The organism is Streptomyces sp. NPDC102283 (assembly GCF_044766265.1).
Classification (GTDB): domain Bacteria; phylum Actinomycetota; class Actinomycetes; order Streptomycetales; family Streptomycetaceae; genus Streptomyces.
Map to the genome: position 1 here is coordinate 424,666 of NZ_JBIWLQ010000001.1, position 19,094 is coordinate 443,759.

Annotated in this window: 23 protein-coding genes; 10 read left to right on the top strand and 13 right to left on the bottom strand. The window is 71.8% G+C overall.

The window, feature by feature from the left end; genetic code table 11:
• Window positions 1-23: 23 nt before the first annotated feature.
• The 8 genes from coaA to ACIRJT_RS02180 all read right to left on the bottom strand — a co-directional run bounded on the left by coaA (window position 24) and on the right by ACIRJT_RS02180 (window position 5,363).
• On the bottom strand, window positions 24-1,019 hold the full coding sequence (coaA, locus tag ACIRJT_RS02145; protein ID WP_007453141.1) for a type I pantothenate kinase: 996 nt from the start codon (window positions 1,017-1,019) through the stop codon (window positions 24-26).
• Window positions 1,020-1,233: 214 nt separating this feature from the next.
• Window positions 1,234-2,235, bottom strand: coding sequence for a CU044_5270 family protein (locus ACIRJT_RS02150; RefSeq protein ID WP_403903283.1), 1,002 nt, complete (start codon window positions 2,233-2,235; stop codon window positions 1,234-1,236).
• Window positions 2,223-2,849, bottom strand: coding sequence for an RNA polymerase sigma factor (locus ACIRJT_RS02155; protein WP_403903286.1), 627 nt, complete (start codon window positions 2,847-2,849; stop codon window positions 2,223-2,225). Before ACIRJT_RS02155 ends, ACIRJT_RS02150 begins: the two co-directional genes overlap by 13 nt.
• Before the next feature lie 135 nt (window positions 2,850-2,984).
• A complete protein-coding gene (locus ACIRJT_RS02160; protein WP_403903288.1) occupies window positions 2,985-3,515 on the bottom strand; it encodes a hypothetical protein in 531 nt (176 codons plus the stop codon).
• A 168-nt stretch (window positions 3,516-3,683) separates the two neighbouring features.
• Window positions 3,684-4,082, bottom strand: a complete 399-nt coding sequence (locus ACIRJT_RS02165; RefSeq protein WP_403903290.1) for a VOC family protein — start codon at window positions 4,080-4,082, stop codon at window positions 3,684-3,686.
• Between the two features lie 3 nt (window positions 4,083-4,085).
• Window positions 4,086-4,277, bottom strand: a complete 192-nt coding sequence (locus ACIRJT_RS02170; protein WP_403903292.1) for a DUF397 domain-containing protein — start codon at window positions 4,275-4,277, stop codon at window positions 4,086-4,088.
• A 16-nt stretch (window positions 4,278-4,293) separates the two neighbouring features.
• Window positions 4,294-4,485, bottom strand: a complete 192-nt coding sequence (locus tag ACIRJT_RS02175; protein ID WP_403903295.1) for a DUF397 domain-containing protein — start codon at window positions 4,483-4,485, stop codon at window positions 4,294-4,296.
• On the bottom strand, window positions 4,482-5,363 hold the full coding sequence (locus ACIRJT_RS02180) for a helix-turn-helix domain-containing protein (protein ID WP_403903297.1): 882 nt from the start codon (window positions 5,361-5,363) through the stop codon (window positions 4,482-4,484). The genes ACIRJT_RS02175 and ACIRJT_RS02180 overlap by 4 nt, the downstream gene beginning before the upstream one ends.
• Before the next feature lie 135 nt (window positions 5,364-5,498).
• Between ACIRJT_RS02180 and ACIRJT_RS02185 the strand changes: the two genes are divergently transcribed.
• Together ACIRJT_RS02185 and ACIRJT_RS02190 are read left to right on the top strand one after the other, a co-directional pair.
• Window positions 5,499-5,918, top strand: a complete 420-nt coding sequence (locus ACIRJT_RS02185; RefSeq protein WP_403903300.1) for an ATP-binding protein — start codon at window positions 5,499-5,501, stop codon at window positions 5,916-5,918.
• Window positions 5,919-6,297: 379 nt separating this feature from the next.
• Window positions 6,298-7,314 (top strand): hypothetical protein, encoded by a 1,017-nt coding sequence (locus tag ACIRJT_RS02190; RefSeq protein ID WP_403904418.1) that lies wholly within the window; start codon window positions 6,298-6,300, stop codon window positions 7,312-7,314.
• A 30-nt stretch (window positions 7,315-7,344) separates the two neighbouring features.
• On the opposite strand, the gene ACIRJT_RS02195 is transcribed toward ACIRJT_RS02190, so the two are convergent.
• Together ACIRJT_RS02195 and ACIRJT_RS02200 are read right to left on the bottom strand one after the other, a co-directional pair.
• On the bottom strand, window positions 7,345-7,869 hold the full coding sequence (locus ACIRJT_RS02195; RefSeq protein ID WP_403903303.1) for a hypothetical protein: 525 nt from the start codon (window positions 7,867-7,869) through the stop codon (window positions 7,345-7,347).
• A 152-nt stretch (window positions 7,870-8,021) separates the two neighbouring features.
• Window positions 8,022-8,477 (bottom strand): MarR family winged helix-turn-helix transcriptional regulator, encoded by a 456-nt coding sequence (locus ACIRJT_RS02200; protein WP_403903306.1) that lies wholly within the window; start codon window positions 8,475-8,477, stop codon window positions 8,022-8,024.
• 164 nt (window positions 8,478-8,641) lie between these two features.
• Between ACIRJT_RS02200 and ACIRJT_RS02205 the strand changes: the two genes are divergently transcribed.
• From ACIRJT_RS02205 to ACIRJT_RS02220, 4 genes are all read left to right on the top strand, one after another.
• Window positions 8,642-9,724 (top strand): epoxide hydrolase family protein, encoded by a 1,083-nt coding sequence (locus ACIRJT_RS02205; protein WP_403903309.1) that lies wholly within the window; start codon window positions 8,642-8,644, stop codon window positions 9,722-9,724.
• 361 nt (window positions 9,725-10,085) lie between these two features.
• Entirely contained in the window at window positions 10,086-10,571 is a 486-nt protein-coding gene (locus ACIRJT_RS02210; protein ID WP_403903311.1) for a VOC family protein, read from the top strand.
• A 124-nt stretch (window positions 10,572-10,695) separates the two neighbouring features.
• A complete protein-coding gene (locus ACIRJT_RS02215) occupies window positions 10,696-11,046 on the top strand; it encodes a YciI family protein (RefSeq protein ID WP_032792637.1) in 351 nt (116 codons plus the stop codon).
• 92 nt (window positions 11,047-11,138) lie between these two features.
• Window positions 11,139-12,443, top strand: a complete 1,305-nt coding sequence (locus ACIRJT_RS02220; RefSeq protein ID WP_403903314.1) for an RNA polymerase sigma factor — start codon at window positions 11,139-11,141, stop codon at window positions 12,441-12,443.
• A gap of 76 nt (window positions 12,444-12,519) precedes the next feature.
• On the opposite strand, the gene ACIRJT_RS02225 is transcribed toward ACIRJT_RS02220, so the two are convergent.
• Window positions 12,520-12,897: a hypothetical protein gene (locus ACIRJT_RS02225; RefSeq protein WP_403903317.1), complete on the bottom strand. Its 378-nt coding sequence runs from the start codon at window positions 12,895-12,897 to the stop codon at window positions 12,520-12,522.
• 194 nt (window positions 12,898-13,091) lie between these two features.
• Between ACIRJT_RS02225 and ACIRJT_RS02230 the strand changes: the two genes are divergently transcribed.
• Window positions 13,092-14,447: a M14 family metallopeptidase gene (locus ACIRJT_RS02230; RefSeq protein ID WP_403903320.1), complete on the top strand. Its 1,356-nt coding sequence runs from the start codon at window positions 13,092-13,094 to the stop codon at window positions 14,445-14,447.
• An 84-nt stretch (window positions 14,448-14,531) separates the two neighbouring features.
• On the opposite strand, the gene ACIRJT_RS02235 is transcribed toward ACIRJT_RS02230, so the two are convergent.
• Entirely contained in the window at window positions 14,532-14,942 is a 411-nt protein-coding gene (locus ACIRJT_RS02235; RefSeq protein ID WP_403903323.1) for a PIN domain-containing protein, read from the bottom strand.
• Entirely contained in the window at window positions 14,939-15,160 is a 222-nt protein-coding gene (locus ACIRJT_RS02240) for a type II toxin-antitoxin system VapB family antitoxin (protein ID WP_403903326.1), read from the bottom strand. The genes ACIRJT_RS02235 and ACIRJT_RS02240 overlap by 4 nt, the downstream gene beginning before the upstream one ends.
• Before the next feature lie 90 nt (window positions 15,161-15,250).
• On the opposite strand from ACIRJT_RS02240, the gene glmS reads away from it, so the two are divergent.
• The 3 genes from glmS to ACIRJT_RS02255 all read left to right on the top strand — a co-directional run bounded on the left by glmS (window position 15,251) and on the right by ACIRJT_RS02255 (window position 19,081).
• Window positions 15,251-17,098, top strand: coding sequence for a glutamine--fructose-6-phosphate transaminase (isomerizing) (glmS, locus tag ACIRJT_RS02245; protein WP_403903329.1), 1,848 nt, complete (start codon window positions 15,251-15,253; stop codon window positions 17,096-17,098).
• Window positions 17,099-17,155: 57 nt separating this feature from the next.
• A complete protein-coding gene (locus ACIRJT_RS02250; RefSeq protein WP_403903332.1) occupies window positions 17,156-17,524 on the top strand; it encodes a holo-ACP synthase in 369 nt (122 codons plus the stop codon).
• Between the two features lie 108 nt (window positions 17,525-17,632).
• The gene (locus ACIRJT_RS02255) at window positions 17,633-19,081 is read left to right on the top strand and encodes an NAD(P)H-hydrate dehydratase (RefSeq protein ID WP_403903334.1); all 1,449 of its coding nucleotides are present in this window, start codon (window positions 17,633-17,635) and stop codon (window positions 19,079-19,081) included.
• Window positions 19,082-19,094 lie beyond the last annotated feature (13 nt).

A 19,094-nucleotide genomic window follows, 5' to 3' on the forward strand; every position in this document is an offset into this window, starting at 1 on the left:
GCGGTCTCCCCGTTGCGAAGCGGTCAGAGCTTGCGCAGGGACAGCTTCTGGACCTTGTGGTCCGGGCCCTTGCGGAGCACCAGGGTGGCACGGCCGCGCGTCGGCGCGACGTTCTCCAGCAGATTCGGCTTGTTGATCGTCCGCCACATGGTGCGCGCGTAGTCCAGCGCCTCCTCCTCGGAGACCTGGGTGTACTTGCGGAAGTACGAGGACGGGTCCTGGAACGCGGTGGCGCGCAGCTTGCGGAAGCGGTTCAGATACCAGGTCTCGATGTCCTCGGCGCGCGCGTCCACGTACACGCTGAAGTCGAAGTAGTCGGCGAGCCCGACCCTGGTGCGGCCGTCGCTGCCGGGCAGCGCGGGCTGGAGGACGTTGAGGCCCTCGACGATGAGGATGTCGGGGCGGCGCACGGTGAGCCGTTCGCCGGGCACGATGTCGTAGATCAGGTGTGAGTAGACGGGCGCGGTCACCTCGTCCTTGCCCGCCTTGATGTCGGCGACGAAGCGGGTCAGCGCGCGCCGGTCGTAGGACTCCGGGAATCCTTTGCGGGAGGTCAGTCCGCGCGCCTTGAGCTCCTTCATCGGCAGCAGGAACCCGTCCGTGGTCACCAGCTCGACGCGCGGGTGCTCGGGCCAGCGGGCCAGCAGCGCCTGGAGGATACGGGCGCTGGTGGACTTGCCGACGGCGACACTGCCCGCGACCCCTATGACGAACGGGGTGCCGCGCTGCGCCCCGTGCCCGTTCCCGGCGTCCCCGAGGAAGGTGTTCAGCGCGCCGCGCAGCCCGGAGGTGGCCTGGACGTACAGGTTGAGCAGCCGGGAGAGCGGCAGGTAGACGTCCCGCACCTCGTCCAGGTCGATGACGTCCCCGAGTCCGCGCAGCCGCTCCACCTCGTCGGCGGTCAGCGGCAGCGGGGTCTTGTCCCGCAGTGCGCTCCACTCGTCGCGCGAGAGGTCGACGTAGGGGGTCGGCGCGTGCTCGGTGCGACGGTGGGGGCTCCGTGCGGGTGAGGTGATCACCTGTTCATTGTTGCGGGAGTTCTAACGGAGTGGGGGGTGGGCTCGGTCACGTGGGTGGCAGCGGTGACTGTGCTGGTGGCGGGGAGTGCGCGCCTGGGCGGGTGCCGGTGGAGGTATTGAGTTCCTGAGAGTCCCCTCAAGCAACCGAGGCCCGGTGTCCGCTCCCCTGTGCCGGACACCGGGCCCACGCCCGCGTTCTGTGCGGGTCGTACGGTCAGGGCTTCTGGCCCTTGGCGTCGACGACGGCCGCCTTGACCCTCGCGACGTCCATCAGGACGTCGCCGCGTTGGTAGACCATGGCATTGGGGTCATCGGGGGCGGAGACCTCGTGGGTCCTGATGACCACGTCGCGCACGCCCGCGTAGCTGTAGTCCACGGGGTCGATGAGGATCTCGCGCCGGGTGTCGCCCCCGTCGTGTTCGCGGGTCACGGCGATGACCTGGCGGCCGGAGGCGTCCCGGATCAGGTGGTCGGTCACCTTGACGTCGCCGACCGTGGCCATCGCCCGGTAGATGTGGGCCAGAGCGTCGGGCGGGATCGGGTAGGACTCCAGCAGGACGTGCAGGGCGCGGAAGCTGTGCTCGTCCTTGGCTTCGGGAGGGCCGTCGGGGCCGCTGCCGGTGGGGAAGACCTTCCGCAGTCTCGCGAGGAGGGCCTCCGGATCCTTGGGGAGATCCGCGGCGACCCTGTAGGACTCGCGTGCGCTCAGGTGGTCCGTGTCGGACTCATCGTTCTCCGCGACCCTGTCGTGGTACGGGATCCAGGAGGGCTTGGGATCCGGCACTTCGAAGGTGCCCTTCACTTCGGGCTCCGACCCGTCCTTCCTGGTCGGCTGGGCCGGCACTCCGCCGACCTGCCAGAGGTAGATCCACTGGTCGGTCCTCGGCTCCGGCGGCACCTCCTGCCGTTCCAGGAAGTCGGCGGCCCGCCCCAGGGCGGCCTCCGGGCCGGACAGGTCGAGGTCGCCCGCCACGGTCGCCGGGGCCGAGGGCCGGGGCGCGGGGGTGTCCACGATCTGGGTGATGAACAGCGCCGCCGCGGTGATCGCCACCACCGCGCCGAGCGAGGCGATCCGCCAGTCGGCCCGCAGCCCGCGGGCGCGGCGGTTCCGGCCCGCGATGGCGTCGGTCAGGCGTGCGCGGCCGGGGGCGAGCGTGGCGCGGTCGGGTACGGGGGCGTCGGCGCGGAGCTCACGCAGCTGGGTCATTTCGTCCATGACGGGGTCAGCTCCTGTTCGGCCGAGGTGAACGCGGGGTCGGTGCTCAGGGATGCGCGGACCTTGCGGCGGGCCCGGTTCAGCCGGGATCTGACCGTGCCCAGCGGTATCCGCAGCGCGTCGGCCACCTCCTGGTAGCCGAGGTCCGCCCAGGCGACGAGCAGCAGGACGTGCCGGTCGCCGGGGGAGAGCGAGGCGAGCGCCCCCGCCAGGGGGGCCTGGACGGCCAGCCGGTCGTCCGAGCGGTCGCTCCAGGACGCGGCCACCGGGTCGTGGCCGGTCCGGGCCAGCGCCTTCAGCGCGCGGACCTCGGTACGGCGGTGCTTGCCGATCAGGTTGGCGGCGATGCCGTACAGCCAGGGCCGGGCCAGCCGGTGGGCGGTGTCGTAGCGGCCCCGCGTGCGGAACGCGATGAGGAACGTCTCCGCCGTGATGTCGTCCGCCGCGCCCTCCCCGAGGCGGCGGGCGGCGTAGCGGTGGATGTCCGGGGCGTGCCGGTCGTACAGCCCGGCGAACAGTTCGGGTTCGTCGAGGGATTGCGTGATGACGTCCGCGTCGTCTCTCGCCCGGCCCTCGTGTTCGGTGTCGGGGCGGGCCGGAGGTGGTCCGGTCACTGCGCCTCCAGGGGTGCGTCGGTCGGTGTGGCTGTCACCCCTGTTGTCCGCAGCGGCCGGAAAGGTTCACGGCTCGTCGGCACCGGCCGTGGCCGCCCCGAGGCCTCGTGCCCCGCGCCCGATCGCCCGGCCTTCCTACAGCTGGTCCCCCCTGCCGGCTGGTTCCGGAGGATGCGTCCCGCCGCCGTCCTTGCTGTCCTGCTCGCAGGTTCGTCGTTCGTAGGACTGGTCGTTGGGGATCAACAGCACTTCGGCAACCTGCTCGGGGCGCTCGACCGCGAGCCAGCCGTCGCCCGTGAGTGCGCCGTCCGGCTCGGGCCGCGACTCGGACGAATGGACCGTCTGACACCCCAACGCCACGCGCTTCCCATCGACGGCGCAGACATCCACCGCAGGGCCGGATATCCCGTCGGTACCGTCGTAGCCGTAGTGGAAGTGGACCTGGTCACCTTCGGAAGGCACCTGAGGGTGGGGTTCCAGCCGCCAGTCGACGACCTCGGCGGTGACGCCGAGAGGCTGCCCGGACGTGTCCTCGACCTGCACTCTGACACCGGCCTCACCGCGCTTCGCACTCGTGTCGGTGCAATCCCACACGGAAGAGCAGCCGGACAGGGCGAGGATCACCAGAGCCAATGGGACAGCGGCGAGTACCCGGGCGGGGAACACAGAGATGACCTCCGGTAGGGGTGGGGCGCAGCAGCGTATCCCGGGCCCCTCGGGCTTCCCGCTCCTCGGCCGCCCCTCGGGATGCCCGCTCCCCGGGCTCCCACGCTCGCGCTCCCCGGGGCTCCAGGCCCGGAGCCCCGGGGACCCCGGCGCGGAAGGTGTGCGGCCTCAGGCGTCCTGTGGATACCAGCGCAGCTCGACCGTGTTGCCGTCCGGGTCGAGTACGTAGACCGAGGTGGCCGAGCCCCGCGCCCCGAAGCGGGGGACCGGGCCCTCCTTCACCGTGAACACCCCGGATTCGATGACCTCCTGCCAGTCGAGCGGGTCGACGACGAGGCAGATGTGGTCCACGTTCGACTCGCCGCGCGGTCGGTCGAGCAGGTCGATGATCGTGGTCGGGCTGACCCGGACCGAGGGGAACGGCACCTTGCCCGCCCGCCACTCCTCGACCCGTACGGGCTCCAGTCCCAGTGGCCCGCAGTAGAACGCGATGGCCCGCTCGACGTCCCCGACGTTGAGGACGAGGTGGTCGAAGGCCTTGACCCGCACGGTCGGCGGTACGGACATGGCTCAGGCCTCCGACGCGTACGTGACGAAGTCGGCCCAGGCGGCGGGGGTGAAGCCGAGGTGGGGGCCGTGGGTGGGGAGTTGCTTGGAGTCGCGTACGTGGATGGTGGCGGGTGCGGCGGCGACCTCGACGCAATCAGGGCCGTCGTTGGTGCTGTAGCTGCTCTTGAACCAGGTCAGCTCGGTGCTGTTCACGTCTCTCCCGGTGGGCTCAGGTCTGCGAGGCGTACGTGACGAAGGCCGCCCAGGCGGCCGGGGCGAAGCCGAGGTGCGGGCCGTCGGCGGGGAGTTGTTTGGAGTCGCGTACGTGGATGGTGGCGAGGGCGGCGGCGACCTCGATGCACTGAGGGCCGTCGTTGGTGCTGTAGCTGCTCTTGAACCAGGTCAGCTCGGTGCTGTTCATGTCTCTCCCAGCAGTTTCTCGATGAATTCTCGTGACAGCCGAGGAGTGAGGGCCTGTGACCGGATCAGGTTGTACCGCATCTCCAGGATCTGCACCTCGCGCGGGTTGGTGATCAGCCCGCTGATGAGCTGGACCTCGTTGTGCCCGACCGTCTTTCCGTCCTTGAGCTTAATCACCTCGTGTGAACCGCCCAGTCCCGCGTGCTCCTCCGCCTCCATCGGCATGACCTGGATCTCGACATGCCTCAACTGGCTCAGCTCAAGCAGGTGTTCGAGCTGGCGACGCAGAACCATTCTGCCTCCGGTCCGCCTGAGCAGGGTCGACTCCTCTTGCACGAAGGTCAGGAGCGGCGCGGGCCGTCGGTCGAAGACCACCTGCCGCGCCATGCGGGCCGTCACCAGACGCTCGATGTCTTCCTCGCTGTACGCGGGGCGACGCTCGCGGTACAGGGCACGTGCGTACTCCTCGGTCTGGAGCAACCCGTCGATCACTCCATTCGCGTACGAGCCGATCTCGACGGCTTCCGCCTCCAGCTTCGTCAGGTCGCGCACCTTCTTCGGATACCGCGCCTCCTCCACGTCCTTCTTCATCGCCGCGATCTTGCCGCCCGCGCCCACCGCGTCATCGGTGCGGTCCAGGAACTCCGGCTTCGGGATGCGTCGGCCGCCCTCGACCTTGAAGACCAGGTTCTCGCTGTACCCGATGGCCGTGCCCAGCTCTGCGGCGCGCAGTCCGGCCGACTCCCGCCAGAGCTTGATCTGCCGGCCGACCGCCGCGATGACCGCCCCGGAGTCGTCCTCCAGGCCGAAGTCCCGGTCCTCGTCGTCCCCGTCGAGCGCCGTGCGGTCCTCGCGGTCCTGGTTCTTCACGTCAGTCATGCGGCAGAAGCCTCCACCCGTGTCCGTGTGCCGGACGTGTACGGCGGGGACGGGGCCCGGTACACCGGGGACAGTCACTGTCCGTACGCGCGTCAGTGCTTCTCAGAGTAGATACGTCCGGACACTCTGAGTGACATGAACCAAAGAATCACCCAACCGAGGGCTCGCACCGGACAGTTCACCGTCCAGCTCTCCGCCACCCGCCGTGGTGCCCGGCTCGCCCGCCTGCTGGCCACCGAACAACTGCGTTCCTGGGGGCTGCCGCTGGAGGACGCGGGGCTCGTCATCGGCGAGCTGGCGACCAACGCGGCGCTGCACGGGTACGTCCCGGGGCGGGACTTCCGGATCCTGCTCAGCGTGTACGACGACATCCTGCGGATCGAGGTCGTCGACACCCGGGGTGACCGGGACCCGGTGAAGCGGGACCCGGCCGCCGACTCCGAGAGCGGGCGCGGGCTGTTGCTCGTCGAGGCGTTGTCGGTGCGGTGGGGCACGGAGCACGGGCCGTTCCCGCGCAAGACGGTCTGGGCGGAGGTGGCGCTCACCGGATCGTGACTGCCGCGCGCTCACCGGATCGTGACTGCCGCGACCCGGTGAACCGCGACCCGGTGAGCCGGGATGTGCGTGGCCGCGACGTGGTGGACCGCGTCGCGGTCGCCCGCGACATAAAAGCTTTTGAGTACGTGTCTTCAAGGACTGGGGAAATAACCCAACCCGACCCTGACCGGGCCAGTGACCACCCCTGGGCGCGCGGGCGCGTGAGCGCGGGTACGCGGCGTCACTCGCATGGGTGAAGTGTGCCAACCGGGCTGGATTTATGACCTGTTGGCGGGCATATGCTCACGCTGACCACCACCCAGACATGAGACGGCCCCCGGCCGGGACTGGCATCCCGATCGAGGACCTGACCAACAAGGAAGTCAGACCCTTCCCGATGGATACCCAGCAGATTAGCGCGCCCTCGCGCGTCCCGTCCTCCGGTGTCGTACACATCAACATCCGGCTCACCGACGGCTTCTCGATCATCTCCAACCGGCTCTCCCAGCACCGGGGCATGTCCCTGCTGGCCATCGGCCTCGGCACCCATATCCAGTCGCTGCCCGCCGGGAGGCGCATCGGCGTCAAGGCGCTCGCCGCGATCTTCCCGGAGAGCGAGGCGCGCATCGCCGCCGCGCTACGGGAGTTGGAACACCACGGGTTCCTGCGCCGCATCCGCGAACGCGTCCAGGGCGGGCGAATGACCACGCGTACGGAGTCGTACAACCACCCGGAGGCGGCTGCCGGGCGGGCGGGGGCCGAGGCTGAGGAGACCTCAGCGGCGGCTCCTGCCCCTGCTCCTGCCCCTGCTGCCCCCGCCCCCGCGCCGGAGCCGCCCGTACGGGAGGCGGTGCCCGAGCCCGCACCGTCACCGGAACGCGAATTCGCGCCCGAGCCAGCGCCCGAGCCCGAGCCCGAGCCCGCACCAGAACGTGAATTCGCGCCCGCACCCGCACCCGCTCCCGAGCCCCGGCTCGTGCCGGTGCCCACCGCGCCCAAGCCGCCGCTCCCGCCGTTGCCCTTCCCCCGCAGGCCCAGCGCCGCGTTGTTCGATGAGGCCACCCGGCTGCTCGCCGGGCTCCGGGTCTCCGCGCCCCTGTTCACCCTCTCCGAAGTGGACGTGGAGCGGCTCACCCCCGGAGTCGCGGCCTGGCTGGAGCGGGGCATGCGGCCGGACGCCGTGCGGGTCGCGCTCACCGATGATCCGCCCGTGCCCCTCCGGCATCCGGCGAAGCTGGTGCGGCATCGGCTCGTCGCGCTGCTTCCGCCGCCCCTGCCCGCCGCCGTGCCCGTCGTCCCCCTCCAGAACTGCGACGACTGCGACCGGGCCTTCCGGTCGTCCGTGCCGGGGTGCTGCGGGGAATGCCGCGAGGTCTGGGCGTACGCCGCCGAGCCGTGCCTGCTCGATGCGTGATCGGCCGATGCGTGATCGGCCGACGCGTGATCAGCCGACGCGGTCGCAGATGCTGTCCGTGGCGACCACCGGGCCCGTCACGGTCTTGGCTCCCGTCGCGCTGATGTCGATCGTGTAGACGCCGTCGACGACGTACATCCCCCGTGCGAGGTTGCCGTCCCCGACGCCCACCAGCACCGGGCCCACCACGCGCCAGAACTGGGCCCCGGAGGCGTACGCGTCGACCACGGCGGAGCCGCTCACGTCGGCGTCGTAGTGGGCCCCGGTCTCCTTGTTCGTCACCCGGACCACGAGGTCGCCCTTGTACGCGCTCCGCGTGACGCCCTCGGCGGGCGGGGGCAGTTCGCGCCGTACGACCTCGTCGACGATCGGCTCGCCGTGGAGGGCGAACGCGCACCGTTCGCCCGCCGCGACGTCCCACGGGGCCGAAGGGGCCGGTTCCCAGCCGGACCGCTGCGGAGCGGTGGCGGTCGGGGCCGCCGCCGCTGGGCCTGTGCCGAGTGCCAACACGGCCACACATGCCGTGCCGAGAGCGACGGGAACGATGCTGCGCATGAGAACTCCCCATGGGTCAGAGGTCGGGATCGCCTGACTCCGGAGCATGCCCAAAGCGCTCACCGAAGGCACACCACGGCGCGGCCGGGGAGCGCGTGCGGGCAGGGGCGGTCCGTGCTTGCTTCCCGCGTTCGGCGTTGCCTGCGGCGCGTTCAGCCGTGGTCGCCGCGGTGATGATCCACGAGGCGGTTGAGCAGGGCGATCAGGCTCCGCCTGTCGGCCGCGGGCAGCGGGGCGAGGAACTCGTCCTGCGCGGCGGCGAGCAGCCGGTCGAGGCGGGTGAGTTCTTCCCGGCCCGGCGGGGTGATGGTGATGACGTTGCGCCTGCGGTCCTCCGGGTCGGGCGCACGCTCCAGGAGTCGCCTTCCGGCGAGGTCGTTGACCGTCGCCACCATGTCGCTGCGGTCGATGCCCGTACGGCGGCCGAGGTCGGCCTGGCTCGACGGGCCGTACTCCTCCGCCGCCGCCAGCAGGGCGTAGTGGTAGCGCCGGGCGCCGGCCCGGGCCAGCTCTTGGTCCACGATCCGGTTCGCGGCCAGCGCCGCCTGGTTGACCAGCCTGCTCGACAGTGCGCGCAGCCGCTGCGGCGTCCCATGTTCCGTTTCCACGGACGCAATGTAACAACTTGTTGGCCTCACCCACGATCACGCATATGGTGGGTCAAGCCAACGTTGGTAACGCCAACGATATGGGAGCCGGAGTCATGGAGCCGGAGTCATGGATCAAGCCGACCGTCCCGAGATCACGACCTCGTAGCCCTGGAGCCACCACCATGATCAAGTCGTTCCGCATCGACGTTCCCCAGTCCGACCTCGACGACCTGAACGACCGGCTCGCCCGCACCCGCTGGCCCAACGAGATCGCCGACGCCGGGTGGGACTACGGCTTCCCGCTGGCGCGGCTCAAGGAACTGGCCGACCTCTGGCGCACCGGGTACGACTGGCGCGAGCACGAGGCCGTGCTCAACGAACTTCCGCACTTCACCACCGAGATCGACGGCCAGAACGTTCACTTCGTCCACGTCCGGTCCGCGAGGCCGGACGCACTCGCGCTGATACTCACCCACGGCTGGCCCGGGTCCTTCCTGGAGTTCCTCGACGTGATCGGGCCGCTGGTGCGCGACTTCCACCTGGTGATCCCGTCCATCCCGGGCTACGGCTTCTCCGGGCCGACCCGCGAGCGCGGCTGGGACATGGTCCGGATCGCACGGGCCTGGGCGGAGCTCATGCGCCGGCTCGGGTACGAGCGCTACGGCGCGCAGGGCGGCGACTTCGGTTCGGGCATCTCCATGGCGCTCGGCGCGGTGGCGCCCGAACAGGTGGTCGGCGTGCACGTCAACTACCTGCCGACCCGGCCGGACCCGGACGCCGGCGTCGACCTGTCCGAGGAGGACGAGGCCCGGCTGGACAAGGTCAGGCGGATGATGGCGAACCGTCCCCCGTACCAGGCTCTCCAAGCCGCCACCCCGCAGACCATCGGCTACGCGCTGACCGACTCGCCCGTCGGACAACTGGCCTGGATCGCCGAGCGCTTCGCCCAGTGGGCCGACCCCCGTACGCCGATCAGCGACGAGCGGATGCTCACCGACGTATCGCTGTACTGGCTGACCGCCACCGCGGCCTCCTCGTCTCGGCTGCACCGCGAGGCGGCGCGGGGGACGGAGCCGTGCCCGGTACCGGTCGGCGTCGCGGTGTTCGCGCACGACATCACGCAGTCGGTGCGGCCGCTGGCCGAGCGGTTGTACGACATCAGGCACTGGTCGGAATTCGACCGCGGCGGTCACTTCGCGGCGATGGAGGTGCCGGAGCTGTTCGCCGAGGACGTCCGGAGCTTCTTCCTCGGCCGCCTCATGTAGCGTCCGGGCTTCTTCCTCGCTCCCTTCACGTAGCGATCGTCGGGGCGTCGGATGGGTGGCCCCGGCCGCCGGGGCCGGCTGGATGCCTTCCCGATGGAAGTCCGGTTGCGCCGGCCCTTCGTCGTTCTCCACCGAGGGTGGCCCGTACTCGCGGGCCCGCGCGGTCAGGAACGGTGTATGGCGGCAGTTCTCGCGCTGGAGGCGGGCCGGGCCGTTCCGTCCGGCAGGTTCATCGACCTGCTCCGGAACGGCGAGGTGTGGCAGAGGCGCATCGACGCTTGACCTCAAGCGAACTTGAGCTTCTAGGTTCCTCCTGGGGCCGCGGTAGCCGACCGGCGGCGCCCTTTCAAGGAGGTTCGCCATGACCGAGCGCGCAGCCCACATCGAGATCCCCGATCGCTACCGCTATGCCGTGATCCCGCACATCATGGTCGATGACGCCGCCGCGGCGATCGATTTCTACCAACGGGCGTTCGGCGCCCGTGAGGACTTCAGGATCGACGCTCCGGGCGGCGGAGTCCTGCACGCCGAGATCACCATCGGACGGTCGACGCTCATGTTGGGCGACTCCGGAGTGGAGCAGGCGGGGCCCGCCTCCTTCGCCGCGCCGACCTCGCTCGGTGGAGGCACGTCCGTCACGCTGCATGTCTTCGTGCCGGACGTCGACACCCTGGCCGAGCGCGCCCAGGCCGCCGGCGCGGAGATCCTCCAGCCGCCGACGGACATGTTCCACGGTGACCGCACCGTCATCCTCAAGGACCCTTCGGGCCACCTATGGGTCTTCCTCACCCATGTGGAAGATGTCTCGGAAGCGGAGCTTCGGCGCCGGCTGGCCGCCGCCGGGTGACCCGGTCGCCGTGATTCGTGAAAAATATTCTGGCGGCGTGTCGATCGGGCCCGGTCCCGTTCGTCGTCATCGTGTAGGGCGACCCGCACGGCGGGCGCGACACACAGGCGAGAAGGAGCCGACCATGAAGTACATGCTGCTGATCCACAGCGGGGCCGTCGACGAGCAGGGCGGCGCGCCTCAGTGCACCGTCGAGGACTGGATGGCCTACGACAAGGACGTACGCGACGCGGGCATCCACGTCTCGGGGGAGTCGCTCGCCGATCTGGTGACGGCGACCACCGTGCGGGTCTCGCCGACCGGGGAGCGGACCGTGACGGACGGGCCGTTCGCCGAGACGCGGGAGCTGCTGGGCGGGTTCCTCGTGATCGACGTGCCCGACCTCGACGCCGCCCTCGACTGGGCCGCACGCTGCCCCGGCTCGCGGGACGGCGGCTCGGTCGTCGTCCGGCCGGTCGCGGACTTCGGGGCCTGAGAGCGGTGCGGGGCGAGGGCGAGTGCCCGGGCGAGGGCGAATGCCTGGGGAAGGGTGTGTCACCGGGCGACGGCGGGTCCTTGAGGAAGGGCGTGTCACCGGGCGACGGCGAGTCCCCGGGGAAGGGCGTGTCACCGGGCGAGGGCCGCGTGGCCGCCGAAGCCGTCGAGGCGGTGTTCCGGGAGGAGCGCGGGCTGCTGCTCGCCTCCCTCGTCCGCCGGTTCGGGGACCTGGACCTGGCCGAGGAGGTCACGTCCGAGGCGATCGAGGCCGCACTGCGGCACTGGCCCGCCGAGGGCGTCCCCGCCCGGCCCGGGGCCTGGCTGCTGACCACCGCCCGGCGTCGGGCGGTGGACCGGCTGCGGCGCGACCAGGCGTACGCCGCCCGGCTCGCCGTCCTCGCCGCCGACGCGGAACGCGCCGAGCCCGCCCCCGCCCCGGACATGTCCCGGGCCGGGGACGGTGAACTGCCGGACGAACGGCTCCAGTTGTTCTTCACCTGCACCCACCCCGCCCTCGCCGCCGAGGACCGCACCGCCCTGACCCTGCGGTGCCTCGCCGGGCTCACCACACCGGAGGTGGCGCGGGCGTTCCTCGTGCCGACGGCGACCATGGCGCAGCGCATCGTGCGGGCCAAGAAGAAGATCCGCGAGGCCCGTATCCCGTTCCGGGTGCCCGGCCCCGACGAACTGCCCCAGCGACTGCCCGGAGTCCTCCAGGTCGTCTACTCGGTCTTCACGGAGGGGTACGCGGCCAGCTCCGGCCCCCGTCTCCAGCGGCTCGACCTGGCCGAGGAGGCGATCCGGCTGGCCCGGATACTGCACCGCCTGCTGCCCGCCGAGCGGGAGTGCGCCGGTCTCCTCGCGCTCCTCCTCCTCGTCCACGCCCGGCGCGACGCGCGGACCGGGCCGGAGGGCGAGCCGGTGCTCCTGGAGGACCAGGACCGGGAGCGCTGGGACCGGCCGATGATCGAGGAGGGCCGCGCCCTGGTCGTCAGGGCGCTGACCGGCGGGCCGGCCGGGCCGTACGGGGTGCAGGCCGCCGTCGCCGCCCTGCACGACGAGGCGACGGACGTGGCGGCCACGGACTGGCCGCAGATCGTGGCCCTGTACGACGTGCTCCTCGCGCTCACCCCGTCCCCCGTGGTGGCGTTGAACCGCGCCGTGGCGGTGGCGATGCGGGACGGGCCGGGGGCCGGTCTCGCGCTGCTCGACGCGTTGGCGGGGGAGCCCCGGCTGCGGTCGTACCCGCCGTACGTCGTTGCGCGGGGGGACCTGCTCGGCCGGCTGGGGCGGGACGGGGAGGCCGCTGACGCGTACCGGGAGGCGCTGGAGCTCCCGGTCACCGAGCCGGAGCGGGCCGCGCTGCGCCGGAAGCTGGGGGAGATGGGGGAGTAGGGGGAGGGGAGGGGGAGTGGTGAGAAACGTCGCTCCCCCAGCAGGGCTCAACAGGGGCCAGCAGAGCTCCCCGCGTCTACAGCAGCAGGAACACCACGACCACCGCGAACGCCACCACCAGCACCCCGTAGAGGTTGATCCTCCACTTCGGGACCTCGTACGTCTCACCGGTCAGGGCCCTTGCCCTGATCTTCTCCATGTCCGGCCGTATGGCCACGATCAGCAGAGCCAGGGAGAGCAGGGAGACGGAGAAGATGACCAGCGCCTCCACCTCCGAGTGCTCGTGTGCGCCGTCGAACCCCAGGACGGTGCCCGCTCCGAGGACGGGCGCGATCACCGAGTAGACCGTCGCCCTGCGGTTCCTGAAGCAGAAGTGGACCGCCGCAAGGAACAGCACGGAGGCGGCCACTGCCACGATCCACCACTGACCCGTCGTCAAGCTCTCCGCCGACACCCGTTGTCTCCCCGCCGTTTCGTGTGCCGCCTCGTCCCGAAGCGGACCCCGGAGCCATTCTCCTGTCGATTCCCGTTCGGCCAAACAGAATCGGATGGCCGGAACCATCACCTTGACCCGCTCATGACATGAGTTCATCCTGTGCCCGTCGCACAGCTCCACCCCCCACCCCGACGGACCCAGGAGATGCCAGCATGCGACTCGTCACCGCACGGAGATCCCGGCCGACGAAGACCCGGCGCAACGCCGCCCTGACCATCCTGCTCGCCCTCGCCCTCGCTGCTCCCGCCACCGCCGTGGCGACCGCCGGGGCCTCGGCCCCGAACGCGGCCGTCGCCGCGGACGAGCGGACGCTCCAGTACGAGATCACCGGGCGCACCACCCCTGCCGCCCGCACCGACATCGCCCGCGCGGGCGTCTCGATCGACGAGGTCCACGACCACGGCGTCGTGATCACCGCGGACGCCGCCCAGGCCCGGAAGCTCCGGGCGCGCGGCCACGTCCTGGAGGCCCTGCCCGCCCCGGACGCCGGGCCGAGCGCGGCGGACGGCGTGAGCGCCCTCGACTTCCCGCCCGCCGACTCCCGCTACCACAACTACGCCGAGATGAACGCGGCGATCGACGCGCGCATCGCCGCGAACCCCTCGATCATGAGCAAGCGCGTCATCGGCAAGACCTACCAGGGCCGGGACGTCATCGCGGTCAAGGTCAGCGACAACGTCGCCGCCGACGAGGCCGAACCCGAGGTCCTGTTCACCGCCCACCAGCACGCCCGCGAGCACCTGACCGTCGAGATGGCGCTCTACCTGCTCCGCGAACTGGGCCAGGGCTACGGCTCCGACTCCCGGATCAAGCAGGCGGTCGACGGCCGCGAGCTGTGGATCGTGCCGGACATGAACCCGGACGGCGGCGAGTACGACATCGCCTCCGGCTCGTACCGCAGCTGGCGCAAGAACCGGCAGCCCAACTCCGGTTCCAGCGCGGTCGGCACCGACCTCAACCGCAACTGGGCCTACAAGTGGGGCTGCTGCGGCGGCTCCTCCTCCAGCCCGTCGTCGGAGACCTACCGCGGGGCGGCCGCCGAGTCGGCCCCCGAGACGAAGGTCGTGGCGGACTTCGTGCGCAGCCGGGTGATCGGCGGGAAGCAGCAGATCACGGCGGCCATCGACTTCCACACGTACAGCGAACTGGTGCTGTGGCCGTTCGGCTACACGTACAACGACACCGCCCCCGGCATGACCGCCGACGACCGCAACGCGTTCGCGGCGGTGGGCCGGAAGATGGCGGCGAGCAACGGCTACACCGCCGAGCAGTCCAGTGACCTGTACATCACCGACGGGTCGATCGACGACTGGCTGTGGGGCTCGCAGAAGATCTTCGGCTACACCTTCGAGATGTACCCGCGCTCGGCGTCCGGCGGCGGCTTCTACCCGCCCGACGAGGTCATCGAGCGCGAGACCTCCCGCAACCGGGACGCGGTGCTCCAGCTGATCGAGAACGCGGACTGCATGTACCGGTCGATCGGCAAGGAGGCGCAGTACTGCTCCTGACGGAGGCGCGGTGCTGCTCCTGACGGACTGAACCCGCTCCGGTGCGGGCCCGTGCGGAACTCGGCACGGGCCCGCACCGGAGCTTCAGGCCACGTCGTGCGCGCTGTGTTCGCGCAGATCGGGCGCGTGTCGGGCGACCGTGCGGTAGTCGAGGTCGTCATGAAGGACCGTCAGTCCGTGATGGGCCGCCGTGGCGGCGGCGACGAGGTCCACGGCGGAGGCGCTGCGGTGCTGCCCGGCGCGTGCCATGCGGTGCTGGACCGAGGCGACCCAGCGTCCCGCGCTCTTCGGCACGGAGACGTCCGGGTAGAGGTCGGTGAACATCTCCACGATCTCGTCGTACTCGCGCGCGCTCCGGGCGCCGTACAGGAACTCCGCTCGCTGCGGATAGCAGGAGGCGATCGTCCCGGCCTCGATCGCTTCGGACCACGCCGACTGCAGAGAGGCGTCGGAGAGCAGCCGGACGAGGCCCGAAGTGTCGAGCAGGTAGATCACCGGCCGTCCTTCTCCGCCCGATGCCGCCGCTCGGCGTCCTCGACCGCGCCCCAGCCGCGCGCGCGCTCGAAGTGGCGGCCGATCCGCGCCGCACGCTCCTGCTGCTCCGCGTAGAAGCGCAGGGCGAGGTTGACGGTCTCCTTCTTCGTCCGGGCCTTGGACAGGGCCATCGCCCGCTCCAGGGCTTCATCGTCTATGTCGATCTGGGTCACTGACATGTCCGACCGCCCTTCGTGTGGGTCATGTACAAGAAATTGTATGCGACCAACATTCCTCTCGCGAGGCGCTCCCGGCCTTAGGGTGCCGTTATGTGCGGAATCGTGGGTTATGTCGGGATGCAGTCGGCGCAGGACGTCGTCGTCGCAGGACTCAAGCGCCTCGAATACCGGGGCTACGACTCGGCGGGCGTCGCCGTTCTCGCGGACGGCGGGCTCGCCGCCGCGAAGAAGGCGGGCAAGCTCGTCAATCTGGAGAAGGAGCTGGGGGACCGGCCGCTGCCGGCCGGGCGGACCGGCATCGGGCACACCCGCTGGGCGACGCACGGAGCGCCCACCGACACCAACGCCCATCCGCACCTGGACAACGCGGGCCGGGTCGCCGTCGTGCACAACGGGATCATCGAGAACTTCGCGGCCCTGCGCCGCGAGCTGACCGGACGCGGCCACGCCCTGGAGTCGGAGACGGACACCGAGGTCGTCGCGCATCTGCTGGCCGAGGCGTTCTCGGCCGGCGGGGACCTCGCGGAGGCCATGCGCCAGGTGTGCCGGCGGCTGGAGGGGGCCTTCACCCTGGTCGCCGTGCACGCGGACCAGCCGGACGTCGTCGTCGGCGCCCGGCGCAACTCCCCGCTCGTCGTCGGCGTGGGGCAGGACGAGTGGTTCCTCGCCTCGGACGTCGCCGCCTTCATCGCGCACACCCGGTCCGCCGTCGAGCTGGGCCAGGACCAGGTCGTCGAGCTGAGCCGCGAGGGCGTCGTCGTCACCGGGTTCGACGGGGAGCCCGCCGAGGTGCGCGAGTACCACGTCGACTGGGACGCGTCCGCCGCCGAGAAGGGCGGCTACGCCTCCTTCATGCTCAAGGAGATCGCCGACCAGCCCCGGGCCGTCGCCGACACCCTCCTCGGCCGGGTCGACGGGGAGGGCACGCTCCTCCTCGACGAGGTGCGCATCCCGGCCGCCGACCTGCGGGAGGTCGACAAGGTCGTCATCGTCGCCTGCGGAACCGCCTTCCACGCAGGGATGATCGCCAAGTACGCCATCGAGCACTGGACCCGGCTGCCCTGCGAGACCGAACTCGCCAGCGAGTTCCGCTACCGGGACCCGATCCTGGACCAGCGCACCCTCGTCGTCGCCATCTCCCAGTCCGGCGAGACCATGGACACCCTGATGGCGCTGCGGCACGCCCGCGAACAGGGCGCGAAGGTGCTCGCCATCTGCAACACGAACGGCTCGACGATCCCGCGCGAGTCCGACGCCGTCCTCTACACGCACGCCGGGCCCGAGGTCGCCGTCGCCTCCACCAAGGCCTTCCTCACCCAGCTCGTCGCCTGCTACCTCGTGGCGCTCTACCTCGGCCAGGTGCGCGGCACCAAATGGGGCGACGAGATCCGTACGGTGGTGCGCCAGCTCTCCGCGATCTCCGACGAGGTCGACCGCGTCCTGAGGGCGATGGAGCCCGTGCGCGAGCTGGCCCGGTCCCTCGCCCACCACGACACCGTCCTGTTCGTCGGCCGGCACGTCGGCTATCCGGTCGCCCTCGAAGGCGCGCTCAAACTCAAGGAACTCGCCTACATGCACGCCGAGGGCTTCGCGGCCGGCGAGCTGAAGCACGGGCCGATCGCGCTCATCGAGGAGGGCCTCCCGGTCGTCGTCATCGTCCCCTCGCCGCGCGGCCGTTCCGTGCTCCACGACAAGATCGTGTCCAACATCCAGGAGATCCGGGCCCGGGGCGCGCGCACCATCGTCGTCGCCGAGGAGGGCGACGAGGCCGTCGTCCCGTACGCCGACCACCTCATCACGGTCCCCGCAACGCCTACGCTGCTTCAGCCGCTGGTCGCCACCGTGCCCCTCCAGGTCTTCGCCTGCGAGCTCGCGACGGCCCGCGGCAACGAAGTGGACCAGCCGCGCAACCTGGCGAAGTCCGTGACCGTGGAGTGAGCGAGCGGCCCGGGGCGTCCGGGGCGTGAGCGCGACAGGAACAGTGAGGGCGGGGTCGTGATCATCGGGGTCGGGATCGATGTGGCCGAGATCGAGCGGTTCGGCGCGGCGCTGGAGCGTACGCCGCAGTTGGCCGACCGGCTGTTCGTCGACAGCGAGTTGACGCTGCCCAGCGGCGAGCGGCGCGGCATCGCCTCGCTCGCCGCCCGGTTCGCCGCGAAGGAAGCCCTGGCCAAGGCGCTCGGCGCACCCGGCGGGCTGCTCTGGAGCGACGCGGAGGTCTGGGTCGAGGAGAGCGGGCAGCCCCGGCTGCGGGTGCGCGGCACGGTCGCCGCCCGCGCCGCCGAACTGGGCGTACGGAGCTGGCACGTCTCGCTCAGCCACGACGCGGGGGTGGCGTCGGCGGTGGTCATCGCGGAGGGGTGAGCCCCGCCGGGCCGTGCGGGCCACAGGGGCGGCACCCGCCCGGACGAACAGGCCGCCACGCCCTCACGGGGGTGGCGTCGGCCCCCGTGATCGCGGAGGGTTGGACCCATGCGACGTGCCTACAGCGTGGAGACCGTACGGGCCGCCGAGGCCGCCCTCATGCAGCGGCTGCCGGAGGGCGCCCTGATGCAACGCGCCGCCGCCGGGCTCGCCGTGGCCTGCGGCGATCTGCTGCGGCGCAACGGGAGGGTGTACGGGTCCCGGGTCCTGCTCCTGGTCGGCAGCGGCGACAACGGCGGCGACGCGCTGTACGCGGGCGCCCGCCTGGCCCGCCGGGGCGCGGGCGTCCGGGCCCTGCTGCTCGCCCCCGACCGGGCCCACCCCGGCGGGCTCGCCGCGCTGCTGGCGGCCGGGGGACAGGTCGTCGACGGGCCGGACGGGCTCGGCGTGCTCGACCTCGTCGTGGACGGCATCACCGGCATCGGCGGGCGCGGCGGGCTGCGCGAGGACGCCACCGGGCTGCTGCACACGGTGACCCGGGACCGTACCCCGGTCCTGGCCGTCGACCTGCCGAGCGGGGTGGAGGCCGACACCGGGGAGGTGCACGGCGACGCGGTCCGCGCGGACGCGACGGTCACCTTCGGCACCTACAAGCCCGGCCTCCTGATCGACCCGGCCGCCGAACACGCCGGGGCCCTGCGGCTGGTGGACATCGGGCTCGGCCCGGAACTGCCCGAGCCGCCGGACCTGGAGGCCCTCCAGTACGCGGATGTCGCCGCGCTGCTGCCGGCCCCCGGCCCGGAGAGCGACAAGTACCGGCGCGGGGTCGTCGGCGTCGTCGCCGGGTCCGAGCGCTACCCGGGCGCGGCCGTCCTCGCGGTCGCGGGCGCGCTGCGCGGCGGGGCCGGGGCCGTGCGGTACGTCGGACCGGGCGCGGACGCGGTGATCGCCCGCTACCCCGAGGCGCTGGTGCACGCCGGGCCGCCGTCGAAGGCCGGACGCGTGCAGGCCTGGGTGGTCGGGCCCGGGCTCGGTGACGGGCGGAGCGCGGAGGCGGCCGTCGCCGACGTGCTGGCCGCCGACGTCCCCGTGCTCGTCGACGCGGACGGGCTGCGGCTGCTGGACGCGGAGACCGTGCGGACCCGGACCGCCCCCACCGTCCTCACCCCGCACGCGGGGGAGGCCGCGGCCCTGCTCGGCGCGGCCCGCGAGGAGGTCGAGGCCGGGCGGCTCGCCGCGGTGCGCGAACTGGCCGCCCGCTACCGCGCCACCGTGCTCCTCAAGGGCTCCACGACCCTGGTCGCGGAGGCCCGCGACACCCCCGTACGGGTCAACCCGACCAGCACGTCCTGGCTCGCCACGGCGGGCAGCGGCGACGTGCTCTCCGGTCTCACGGGGTCCCTGCTCGCGGCCGGGCTCGCCCCGCGCGACGCCGCGTCCGTGGGCGCGTATCTCCACGGGCTCGCCGCCCGGCACGGCTCGGACGGAGCCCCGGTCTCCGCGCAGGACGTCGCGGACGGCATCCAGGCCGCCTGGCGCGACGTGCGGGCGGGCTGAGCGGGGGTGAGGG

Bases quoted from the DNA above. Each gene is read 5' to 3' on its own strand.
- ACIRJT_RS02150 (WP_403903283.1), bottom strand. From the start codon at position 2,235: ATGGACGAAATGACCCAGCTGCGTGAGCTCCGCGCCGACGCCCCCGTA.
- ACIRJT_RS02165 (WP_403903290.1), bottom strand. From the start codon at position 4,082: ATGTCCGTACCGCCGACCGTGCGGGTCAAGGCCTTCGACCACCTCGTC.
- ACIRJT_RS02175 (WP_403903295.1), bottom strand. From the start codon at position 4,485: ATGAACAGCACCGAGCTGACCTGGTTCAAGAGCAGCTACAGCACCAAC.
- ACIRJT_RS02180 (WP_403903297.1), bottom strand. From the start codon at position 5,363: ATGACTGACGTGAAGAACCAGGACCGCGAGGACCGCACGGCGCTCGAC.
- ACIRJT_RS02185 (WP_403903300.1), top strand. From the start codon at position 5,499: ATGAACCAAAGAATCACCCAACCGAGGGCTCGCACCGGACAGTTCACC.
- ACIRJT_RS02190 (WP_403904418.1), top strand. From the start codon at position 6,298: ATGGATACCCAGCAGATTAGCGCGCCCTCGCGCGTCCCGTCCTCCGGT.
- ACIRJT_RS02195 (WP_403903303.1), bottom strand. From the start codon at position 7,869: ATGCGCAGCATCGTTCCCGTCGCTCTCGGCACGGCATGTGTGGCCGTG.
- ACIRJT_RS02205 (WP_403903309.1), top strand. From the start codon at position 8,642: ATGATCAAGTCGTTCCGCATCGACGTTCCCCAGTCCGACCTCGACGAC.
- ACIRJT_RS02210 (WP_403903311.1), top strand. From the start codon at position 10,086: ATGACCGAGCGCGCAGCCCACATCGAGATCCCCGATCGCTACCGCTAT.
- ACIRJT_RS02215 (WP_032792637.1), top strand. From the start codon at position 10,696: ATGAAGTACATGCTGCTGATCCACAGCGGGGCCGTCGACGAGCAGGGC.
- ACIRJT_RS02230 (WP_403903320.1), top strand. From the start codon at position 13,092: ATGCGACTCGTCACCGCACGGAGATCCCGGCCGACGAAGACCCGGCGC.
- ACIRJT_RS02240 (WP_403903326.1), bottom strand. From the start codon at position 15,160: ATGTCAGTGACCCAGATCGACATAGACGATGAAGCCCTGGAGCGGGCG.
- glmS (WP_403903329.1), top strand. From the start codon at position 15,251: ATGTGCGGAATCGTGGGTTATGTCGGGATGCAGTCGGCGCAGGACGTC.
- ACIRJT_RS02255 (WP_403903334.1), top strand. From the start codon at position 17,633: ATGCGACGTGCCTACAGCGTGGAGACCGTACGGGCCGCCGAGGCCGCC.